This is a genomic window from Buchnera aphidicola (Nipponaphis monzeni) (assembly GCF_006741185.1).
In the GTDB taxonomy this organism is placed as follows: Bacteria; Pseudomonadota; Gammaproteobacteria; order Enterobacterales; family Enterobacteriaceae; genus Buchnera_H; species Buchnera_H aphidicola_T.
Genome location: NZ_AP019379.1, coordinates 90307 through 102042 on the forward strand (window position 1 = coordinate 90307; position 11736 = coordinate 102042).

General features: G+C 23.6%; 8 protein-coding genes. 6 read left to right on the plus strand and 2 right to left on the minus strand.

Translation table 11 applies throughout. The features are described 5' to 3' along the window. The first annotated feature begins 32 nt into the window (after positions 1–32). Complete coding sequence (gene tkt, locus BUCNMO_RS00410) at positions 33–2021, plus strand: transketolase (RefSeq protein WP_158344579.1); 1989 nt, start codon at positions 33–35, stop codon at positions 2019–2021. 350 nt (positions 2022–2371) lie between these two features. Further along, the gene (gene dapE, locus BUCNMO_RS00415) at positions 2372–3505 is read left to right on the plus strand and encodes a succinyl-diaminopimelate desuccinylase (protein ID WP_158344581.1); all 1134 of its coding nucleotides are present in this window, start codon (positions 2372–2374) and stop codon (positions 3503–3505) included. 406 nt (positions 3506–3911) lie between these two features. Here the strand turns inward: dapE and dapA are convergent, their stop codons facing one another. Both dapA and aroC read right to left on the minus strand, forming a co-directional pair. Continuing rightward, on the minus strand, positions 3912–4796 hold the full coding sequence (gene dapA / locus BUCNMO_RS00420) for a 4-hydroxy-tetrahydrodipicolinate synthase (protein WP_158344583.1): 885 nt from the start codon (positions 4794–4796) through the stop codon (positions 3912–3914). Positions 4797–5600: 804 nt separating this feature from the next. Beyond that, on the minus strand, positions 5601–6680 hold the full coding sequence (aroC, locus tag BUCNMO_RS00425) for a chorismate synthase (RefSeq protein ID WP_158344585.1): 1080 nt from the start codon (positions 6678–6680) through the stop codon (positions 5601–5603). 325 nt (positions 6681–7005) lie between these two features. Here aroC and smrB point away from each other — a divergent pair, with 325 nt between their 5' ends. The 4 genes from smrB (at position 7006) to hisC (ending at position 11724) form a co-directional block, all read left to right on the plus strand. Next, complete coding sequence (smrB, locus tag BUCNMO_RS00430; RefSeq protein ID WP_158344587.1) at positions 7006–7542, plus strand: endonuclease SmrB; 537 nt, start codon at positions 7006–7008, stop codon at positions 7540–7542. Positions 7543–8437: 895 nt separating this feature from the next. After that, entirely contained in the window at positions 8438–9337 is a 900-nt protein-coding gene (gene hisG / locus BUCNMO_RS00435; RefSeq protein WP_158344589.1) for an ATP phosphoribosyltransferase, read from the plus strand. 6 nt (positions 9338–9343) lie between these two features. Then, positions 9344–10651, plus strand: a complete 1308-nt coding sequence (hisD, locus tag BUCNMO_RS00440) for a histidinol dehydrogenase (protein ID WP_158344591.1) — start codon at positions 9344–9346, stop codon at positions 10649–10651. Beyond that, positions 10651–11724, plus strand: coding sequence for a histidinol-phosphate transaminase (hisC, locus tag BUCNMO_RS00445; RefSeq protein WP_158344593.1), 1074 nt, complete (start codon positions 10651–10653; stop codon positions 11722–11724). Before hisD ends, hisC begins: the two co-directional genes overlap by 1 nt. Positions 11725–11736: the final 12 nt, after the last annotated feature.

Here is an 11736-nt window from a genome sequence, read left to right on the forward strand (position 1 = left end):
ATAATTTTTAAAATTTAACGGATATTATTACTATGCTTCCTGATCAACAATTATCTAACGTAATTAGAATTTTAAGTATTGATGCTATTGAACGATCAAAATCTGGACACCCAGGAATGCCTATGGGAATGGCTGATATAGCAACAATATTATGGAAATGCTTTTTAAAACATAATCCTAAAAATCCAAATTGGTACGATAGAGATCGTTTTATCTTGTCTAATGGACATGGATCAATGTTATTATATAGTTTACTACATTTAACTGGATATGATATAAAAATAAATGATATAAAACAATTTAGACAATATAAATCAAAAACTCCTGGGCACCCAGAAGTTCATTGTACTCCAGGTGTAGAAATTACTACTGGTCCTTTAGGTCAAGGGTTAGGAAACGCTGTAGGTATGGCTATAGCAGAATATAATTTAAGTAATTATTTCAACAAAATAGATTATAAAATTGTAGATCATTATACTTGGGTATTTGTAGGGGACGGATGTTTGATGGAAGGTATTTCTCACGAATCCTGTTCATTAGCTGGAACATTAGGTTTAGGAAAATTAATAGTGTTCTATGATAATAATCATATTTCAATAGATGGGAATACTAAAGAATGGTTTACAGATGACACTTATCAACGATTCAAATCTTACAATTGGCATGTTATTCCTCAAATAGATGGTCATAATTTTAAAGACATCTATAATGCTATACAAAAAGCTAAAAAAATCCGAAACAAACCATCGTTAATCATTTGTAATACTATTATTGGATTTGGATCTCCAAATAAATCTGGATCACATGAAATACATGGTACTCCTTTAGGTGATAAAGAAACGTCTCTTGTACGAAAAAAATTAAATTGGAATTATCCTCCGTTCTTTATTCCAAACAAAATATATGAACAATGGAGTAATGTAAAAGAAGGTGCTAAAATAGAAGAATGTTGGTGGAACAATTTTAAAGCATATAAAAAAGAATATCCAAAATTATCTCAAGAATTTATTCGAAGAATGAATTCAAAAATGCCAGAAAATTGGAATAATATTTCTCAACAATCACTAAAAAAATTTAGTTTTATTAATACAAATTCAGCTACTAGACAATCTTCACAACAAGTTATTGAAGAATGGGCAAAATTTTTCCCAGAATTGATAGGTGGATCAGCTGATTTAGCTCCTAGTAATTTAACGAAATGGTCTGGTTCTAAATCTATTAAATCTCATAAAATAGGTAATTATATTCATTATGGTGTAAGAGAATTTGGTATGACTGCAATTGCTAATGGTATTTCTCATCATGGTGGATTTATCCCTTATACAGCTACTTTTTTAATGTTTTTTGAATATGCGCACAATGCAGTCCGTATGGCATCTTTAATGAAGACTAAACATATTTTCGTATATACGCATGACTCAATTGGATTAGGAGAAGATGGACCTACTCATCAACCTATAGAACAACTTGCTCACCTTAGACTAATTCCTAATTTAAATGTATGGAGACCTTCTAATCTTTTAGAAACTGCTGTTGCATGGAAAAATTCGTTAGAAAACAACGAAGGACCCTCAGCTTTAATATTATCTCGACAAGTTTTAGTTAATACGTACCATACACAGATATCAATTAGCAACATTCTTAAAGGAGGGTATATACTAAAGGATTTTGGAAAATTTCCTCAAATTATTTTAATAGCTACTGGATCTGAATTAAATATTACATTGCAAGCTGCTCAAGAAATAAATAAAAAAGGCTATTCCGTTCGAGTAGTATCTATACCCTCAATTAACGTTTTTGAAAAACAAACTTTTGCTTATAAAGAATACGTATTACCTGCTACAGTTAAAAAACGTATTGCTATTGAAGCAGGAGTACCTGATTTATGGTATAAGTACGTAGGATCAAACGGTATAGTAATAGGAATAAATACGTTTGGAGAATCTGCTTCATCAGAAAAATTGTTTCAAAAATTTGGTTTTACTGTTACAAACATAGTATCTCAAGCATTAAGTATGTAACAAATATTTGTTAAAAGTATATAATTTTAATTTTTTAAAAGGGTTACTAAAACCCTTTTAAAATTAATTCATATTTAATTGTTGCTAATAATTTAACAAATTTAATTTATTAATAATTAGAAAATTATTTAATTGCTATTAGCAAAAATATTAATCAAGCTAACAATTTTTGACAAAAAAATCAATTATTAAAAAATTATTTTGTAACAATCTTTAATACATTGTTAAAATAATATTTTTTAATAAAATAACTAAAATTAATAATAATTAATTTTTTTTAAAAAATATACAACATAGTTAATTTAAAACATTTTTTTATAAAAAAATAATACTTTTTAAGGAATATTAAAATGTTACAATCAGTAGTCAATCTTACTAAAGAATTAATTTCTATTCCTTCTATTAGCCCATTAGATTTAGGATGTCAAGATATTATTATTAAAAGATTAACTGCTATAGGATTTTTAGTAGAAAAAATGAATTTTAAAAATACTAAAAATGTATGGGCTATTCATAAAGGTACGTCTAATGAAAAAACGATTACTTTTTTAGGGCATACAGATATTGTTCCAGCAGGTACAATAAATAATTGGAAATTTCCACCTTTTAATCCTACTATAAGTAAAGGAAAATTGTTTGGAAGAGGAGCAGTAGATATGAAAGGAGCATTAGCAGCTATGATCGTAGCTATTGAACATTTTATATCTAGTAATCCAATACATAATCAAAGATTATCAGTTATTATTACCTCTGATGAAGAATCTAAAGCAACAAATGGAACAGTTAAAGTTGTAAATACTCTAAAATCACGAAATGAAGTAATAGATTATTGTATTATAGGAGAACCTACAAGTATTAATATAGTTGGAGATACTATTAAGAATGGTAGAAGAGGATCGTTAACAGCAAATTTAACAATATATGGGAAACAAGGGCATATTGCTTATCCAAAATTGTCTATCAATCCAATTCATAACATTATACCATTTTTAAATGCTCTAATTAAAAAAAAATGGGATGTTTCTAATACTTTTTTTTCAAAGACAACAATGCAAATATCTCAAATACATTCAGGATTAAATTGTAGTAATATAACACCTGGTAATTTATTTGTACAATTTAATTTTAGGTTCGGTTCTCAAATAACAATTGAACAATTGCAATTTGAAGTAAATCAATTATTAAATTTTTTTCATCTAAAATATTCTATAAAATGGGTTATATCTGGAAAACCTTTTATTACTTATAAAGGTAATCTATTAGATACTGTCCAACATGTTATTAAAAATTTTCATGGATTTTTACCAAAAACTTCAACAAGCGGAGGAACTTCTGATGGTAGATTTATAACTACAATGGGTTCTGAAATAGTAGAATTAGGATTAATAAATCGAAATATACATCAAGTAAATGAATATGTAAAAATATCTGATTTAAAGTTGTTAACTTTAATATATTTACAAATTATTAAGCAATTAATATAATATTCATTTAAATATTATTTAATTTTTCACCAAAAATTTTTATAAATAAATAATTATAATAATACAATTGTTTTATTTTTTAAAATAAAAAATATACTTTTAAAAAATATGATTATTTCATATATACAGAGCATCACTTCAATGACACTCTGTATAATTATTTTAAAACAAACGATATTTTTATAAATGTTATAAATTAAAAAAATTATTAGATATAATATACAAAAATAACAAAAAATTAATTTTTTTAGTATATAAATTTTTATTTTAAAAAATAAAACGTTATGTTATGCATACTAGGTATATTAGTATTTTAAAATAATTTGTCAAAGTAATCATTATAAAATATGATATTAATATGTTGAAATATTAAGTATTTAAAATTACGCGTATATCATATATGTTTTTAAACATTACAAATAATATTTTTTTGAATATATTTTTCAATAATAAAACGCGTTTTTTTAGAAATTGAAGTTAACGGTAGGCGAACAAATGCATCTTTAATTAACCCGAGTTTCTTAGCTGCCCATTTAACCGGTACAGGATTAGGCTCAATAAATAAAGATTTATGTAAATACATTAATTTTTCATTAATACTCCTGGCTTCCTTAAATTGGTTATTTAACGCTAAAGAGCACATTTTTACCATTTGCTTTGCAGCTATGTTAGCAGTAACAGAAATTACTCCTTGACCTCCTAATTGAATAAAATCTAATGCAGTTGCATCATCTCCACTTATTAATAAAAAATTTTTGTCTACTATAGATTTAATTTTATGTACTCTAGATAAATCTCCAGTTGCTTCTTTAACACCTATTATATTATCTAATATAGATAACTTAGAAATAGTATTTGGTAATAAATCACACCCTGTTCTCATTGGGACATTATATAAAATTTGTAATAAATTAGTACTTTCAGAAATAGCTTTAAAATGTTGGTATAATCCTTCTTGAGTTGGTCGATTATAATAAGGTGTAACACTTAAACAAGCTGCTATACCAGATTTTTCAAATTTTTTAGTTAACAAGATACTTTCTGCTGTTGCATTAGCTCCTGTACCTGCAATAATTGGTATATTTCCATCAGAAAAATCTAATGATAACATAACTACTTTAAAATGCTCTTCTGGATTTAATGTAGAAGATTCTCCAGTCGTACCTACAGAAACAATTGCAGATGTATTATTACGAATATGATAATTAATTAATTTTTTTAAACTTTTATGACAAATATTTCCTTTATTATCCATAGGAGTTATAAGTGCAACAATACTTCCTTTAAACATTTTAATTCTCTCTTATAAAAAAATTATTTATGAATTAAATAATAAATTATTATTTTAAAAACTAAAAAATATTTAATAGTAATTATTATTTTTATGATAGTATATTGTATTAATTAAAATGTTGAATAATGAATTGTATACAAATTGTAAATTATAAAAAACTACAAATATATTAAATTATAAATAATAACAAATACTGCAATATTTTTTATAATGAATAAAATATTAAATATTTTATTCATTATAAAAAACTAATAAAAATATCGAATATAAACAAAATAACGATGTTTATATGATCTATAATTAGTAAATTATCATTCATTTTTTTATAAAATAATATTTATTAATAACAGTAACTGATATTTTAATATATATACAATAAATCTTATAAATTAACAAACGTAAATCTTTAAACAATCATATTTTTTATAAAAAATATATTTATTGTTTTACAAAAAAATATTCTCAATTTATATAAAAACAATTCTTTGTATCTCTAAACTATTCTAAATATATATCCTTATAAAAACATAATTAAACAATTCATTTATTAAAATATAATAACGTGACTATTTAATATTATTAGTAATTATTTTTTAAAAAAAAAAGTCAATACCAAATAATATAGTGGTATATTGTTAACAATAATTGTTTAATTATATTTAAACTGAGAAAAAATTGAAAATTATTATATATGTTAACACATACTTTATTAATTTATTTTTATTTTTTTTAATGCTACTAAAATAAATAATTCAGTAGCATTTAAATTATATATAATATTTGAAAAATATTGCGTATGTATTATGTTAAAAAATTTTTTACTTGAAAACATTGAGCTGTATATCTAAGTAAATGGTCCATAAGAGTAATAGCAATCATAGATTCCGCTATAGGTACAGCTCTTAATCCAACACAAGGATCATGACGACCTTTAATAGATATACTAACATTGTTATTATTATCATCAATAGTATTAACAGGTTTTTTAATACTTGAAGTAGGTTTTAAAGTTATTTTAACAACAATATTATCTCCATTACTAATACCTCCTAAAATTCCTCCAGCATGATTAGTTTTAAATCCATTGTTACATATTTCATCTCTATGTTGACTACCTTTACAATTTGCTACTTGTACTCCATCTCCAATTTCTACAGCTTTAACTGCATTAATACTCATTAGTGAATGAGCTAATTCAGCATCTAATCTATCAAAAACAGGCTCCCCTAATCCAGCAGGTACATTTTCTGCAATTAATATCAATTGAGCACCAATAGAATCGCCTTCTTTTTTCAAACATTTAATAAACTCTTTAAGTAAAGATATTTTATTTGGATCTGGACAAAAAAAAGGATTTTTTTCTACATAATCCCATGATTGAAAATCACAAATAATGGGACCCATTTGTTTTAAATAACCTCTTATTTTTATATTAAATTTATCTTTTAAATATTTTTTTGCAATAGCTCCTGCTGCTACTCGCATACTTGTTTCTCTAGCAGAAGATCTACCTCCGCCTCTGTAATCTCTTATTCCATATTTTAATGTATAAGTATAATCAGCATGTCCAGGTCTAAAAACATGTTTCATAGTCTTGTAATCTTGAGATCTTTGGTCAACGTTTTTTATACTTAATCCAATACTTGTTCCAGTTGTAACTCCTTCAAAAATTCCCGACAATATTTCTACTTGATCCAATTCTTTACGTTCAGTTGTATATCTAGAACTTCCTGGTCTTCTACGATTTAATTCTATCTGTAAATCACTTGAAGACAATTTTAAACCTGGAGGAACCCCATCTACTATACAACCTAAAGATACTCCATGAGATTCTCCGAAAGTAGTTACGTTAAAAATTTTTCCAATTGAGTTTCCAGCCATTTTATATTCCTTATATATGTTTTTGTAAAAACATATTAATTAACATTGTTATATTAACGTATTTATTATGTTAATAAAAAATTTTTTACTTTTAAACTATCTATAGTTATACATAAATTTATAAAAATAAAACACATGTCAAAACATAATTTTATCTTAAAAAAATAAAAAAAATTGTTAACTCTATATATAAATTATTTGATATGATTAATATTACCAAACAAATATTCTTGTTAAAATAACTATTTAATTAATAATTAAATACACTTTTTATTTTTTTAACAATTTATTGTTATATATATTTTAATAATTGGTATATTAACGCATGACTAAAGAAGAATTTTCACATTCAAAAGAATTTATGATTTTTAGAAAAAAATATTTAGGAATAAAACAAATTGTGCAAGATACTATAATTCACGTAACTAATCATAAAAAAAAGTTTTTATTTTACAAAGATAAGCGTATGTTTCTTGAAAAAGATGCTCATAGTTATTTTTTTTCTTATAAAACATCTACTTATTTGTCAAATATAAAATCATTAACTTATGTTCAAAATATACACTATAAAAATAAATTAAATCAATTAAAATCAGGTCAATATAAACCAGAAATATATGTCGATTTACATGGATTAACTCAATACGAAGCTAAAAAAGCATTAGGAACATTAATATTAATTTGTCATAAAGAACAATTAAATTGTGCTGGGATAGTACATGGGCATGGAAAAAATATTTTAAAAAAAAGTGTGCCAATGTGGCTTTCTAACCATCCAGATGTACTAGCTTTTTATAAAGCCCCTAAAATTTTTAGAAATAATGCAGCAATTTTTGTCTTATTTAAACAATTATCTAAATAAAATGTTAATTTATTTTTTTTTAAAATAGACAGTTTATTAATAAAAAATCAATTTATTTTATAATTTTTATATAAAAGATATATATTAATATTTTAAAAAAAATAATGTTAACATTGTTAAATTTTTTAATAACTATATCATTAATATTAATTATTAAATAAATAATAGGATTATTAATATTAGAATTTTAATAAAGTTTAAATAAAAAATAACTTTTTTTATAAAAAAGTTATATTATAAATAATAAATTTTATATAAACTTTTAAAAATATATTTAATAATATTAAATTAAATTTTTTTTAGTTATATTATGTAATAATATTACACATATTCCATTTTTATAGATAATATATTGTTATCGTAATATTTTATACATTAAATAATAATCAACTTTTTTAAAAATATCTTAAAATATTTTTTATATTTTATTAATAGAAATATTCTATTTATATTGTTTTAAATATATTTATATTACTCAAACTAATTTAATATTTTTTTTTAAAAAAAATAAATTACAGATTCAATTTTTATAAAAAATAATACAAAAAATATTTTTTATAGACATAATTATTAACATAATAAAGTTTATTTTTTATAATTATAAAATATGTTTTTAAATTTTAAAAATATATAAATTTATGTACTTTAAATAGTATAACAATAAACTGCATTGTTGTACTTTTTTAAAGTACATATTAAACACAATAATAAATTTTTTTTATTTACAATAAATAAAGTAATTAACAACATAATTTTATATTTTAATTTTAATTTTTAAATGATTAAATTCAATATTTTTACATTATAAAAATGTCTATTATTATTTATAATTCATTTTTTATCAATTATGTAAATCTGAATTAACAAATGTTTATAGATGAGGCACAATAAAAGAATGCAAAATAATAATCGATTACGCATTGTTATTCAAAAATCAGGTCGTTTAAGCACTGATTCAAAACAATTATTAATACAAAGTGGTATGAAAATTGATTTAGAAGATAAACGTTTAATTACTTTTTCTGAAAATATGCCAATTGACGTTATGTGCGTAAGAGATGACGACATTCCAGGTTTAATTATGGACGGAATAATTGATTTAGGAATTGTAGGGGAAAATGTATTAAAAGAAGAGCTATTAAAAAGACAATCGAAACTAGAAGATTCAAACTATATTAAGTTAATGCGTTTAGATTTTGGACATTGTAAATTGTCATTAAGTATACCTATAAATACTAATTATTTTGATATTAATTTTTTTAATCACACTAGAATAGCAACATCATACCCTTATATTTTAAAAAAATATTTTGATGATAAAAATATTATATTCAAATCTTGTTCATTAAACGGATCAGTTGAGGTTGCTCCTAGTGCAGGTCTAGCTGATGGGATATTTGATTTAGTATCTACAGGAGCTACACTTAAAGCCAATGGACTACGAGAAGTAGAAGTTATTTGTTATTCTTATGCATGTTTAATTTGTAAATCAAATAATATGAACTTATTCAAAAAATCTATCATAAATAAACTACTAACAAGAATTAAAGGAGTAATTAAAGCCAGAGAGTCTAAATATATTATGTTACATACTCCTAGATCTCAATTAAAAAAAGTTATGAAATTATTACGAGGAGCTGAGGAGCCAACTATTATAGAATTAGGAAACGATAATAAAAAAGTTGCTATGCATGTAGTCAGTAGCGAAAATTTATTTTGGGAAACAATGGAAGAATTAAAATTACTAGGAGCTAGTTCCATATTAGTTCTTCCTATTGAAAAAATGATGGAATAAATTACTATGGATATAATTAAAAATATTGTGTTTTGGTCTCAAATTAATACAGAACAAAAATTAAAAGTTTTATCTAGACCAATATTAAATCAAAAAAAAACTATTACAAAAACAGTCAGTCAAATAATAAATGATGTACGCATCTTAGGAGATGATGCATTATATAAATATACTTATAAGTTTGATAAAATTAATTTAAAATCTATTAAAGTTAAATTTGATCATATCGCTAATGCTAGTACATATATCAATAAAAATTTAAAAAAATCTATTAATATTGCTAAAAAAAACATTACTCTTTTCCATGCATCTCAAAAAAATTCTCCTATAAAATTAAATACACAAATAGGAGTAACATGTGAACAATTAATTAGACCAATAGAATCTGTAGGAATTTATATTCCAGGAGGATCTGCTCCTTTAATTTCTACCGTGCTAATGTTAGCTATACCTGCATATTTATCTGGATGCAAAAAAATTGTTCTATGTTCTCCTCCTAATATTGACTACGCCATACTATATGCCGCTTACATTTGTAATGTACGTGAAATATATCAAATAGGAGGAGCTCAAGCTATAGCAGCCCTTGCTTATGGCACAAAAACTATTCCTAAAGTAAATAAAATTTTTGGACCTGGTAATATGTATGTCACAGAAGCTAAATCACAAATAAGTAATTTACTGAATAACACTAGTATTGATATGTTAGCCGGACCTTCAGAACTTATGATTATTGCTGATGAACATGCTAATGCTGATTTTATCGCTTCTGATTTAATTTCTCAAGCAGAGCATGGTGTAGACTCTCAGGTTTTTTTAGTAACTTCTAGTATAAAGTTAGCAAACAATGTTTTAAATAGTTTAAAGTCTCAAATTCATAAAATATCTAGAATTACTATAGTTAAAAAATCTTTAAAAAATAGTTTTTTTATCATTACAAAAAATTTATTAGAAGCTGTTGCCATTTCTAATATGTATGCTCCAGAACATTTAATTATTCAAACTAAAAAACCAAGATATCTATTACAATATATTAAAAATGCTGGATCAATATTTTTAGGATTATGGTCTCCAGAATCTGTAGGTGATTATGCATCAGGACCTAATCATGTTTTACCTACTTACGGATATGCTAGTTCTCAATCAGGTTTAAGTGTAAGAGATTTTCAAAAATATATTTCAGTACAAGAATTAACACTTAAAGGATTATTAAATATTTCTAAAACAGTAAAGATGTTAGCTTCTGCTGAAAAATTAGACGGACATAAATATGCTGTTCAATCAAGAATCGATTATATCAAAGGAAAAAATTAATGTTTGATCTTTATAAATTAACAAATTCTAGCATATTAAAATTAATTCCATATCAATCAGCTAGAAAAATTGGAGGAACGGGAAATATTTGGATAAATGCTAACGAGTCTCCATATCCTTTTAAATCTCGATACAAACATCAAAAATTGAATCGTTATCCTGATCCACAACCTGTAAAAATTATTGACAAATATTCTTCATATTCAAATGTCCAAAATGATGAAATATTAATTACTAGAGGAGCAGATGAAGGTATCAATTTACTAATTACAGCCTTTTGTAATCCTTTACAAGATGCTATTATAGTATGCCCTCCTACATACGATATGTACGCTATTAGTGGTAAAATTAATAGCATTAATATATATGAAATTCCTATGTTAAAAAATTGGCAATTAGATTTAAAAAATATTCAGTTAGTATTAAAAACTATAAAAATAATTTTTATTTGTCGACCAAATAATCCTACTGGAAATTTAATAAATAAAGATGATATAAAAAATTTACTTCAAGTAGTAAATAACAATACTATTGTAGTTATAGATGAAGCTTATATAGAATTTTGCATAGAACATACTTTAGTTTCTTGGATACAAAAGTATCCAAATTTAGTAATATTAAGAACGTTATCTAAAGCATTTGGATTAGCTGGCTTAAGATGTGGATTTGTTTTAGCTCGAAATAGTATAATAAAATTATTAAATAAAGTAATTTCACCTTACCCTATATCTACTCCTGTTATCAATATAGTTAACGAAGCTTTAAGTAATTTTAATATTAATTTAATGAAAAAAAAAGTACTACAAATTAAAAAAAATCGTGATCTAATATATATAGAACTAAAAAAATTAAATTGTGTAAAAAATGTTTTTATTAGTAATACTAATTATATATTAGTACAGTTTTATTTAGCTAATAAAATATTTAATAAATTATCTTTAGAAGGAATTATTGTACGTGATCAAAATTCAAAAAAATATTTAAAAGAGTGCTTAAGAATTTCTATTGGATCAAAAAATGAATGTTATAAATTAATTAATAATTTAAAGATTATTTCTCAAAATTTGGCATAACACATTTGGATA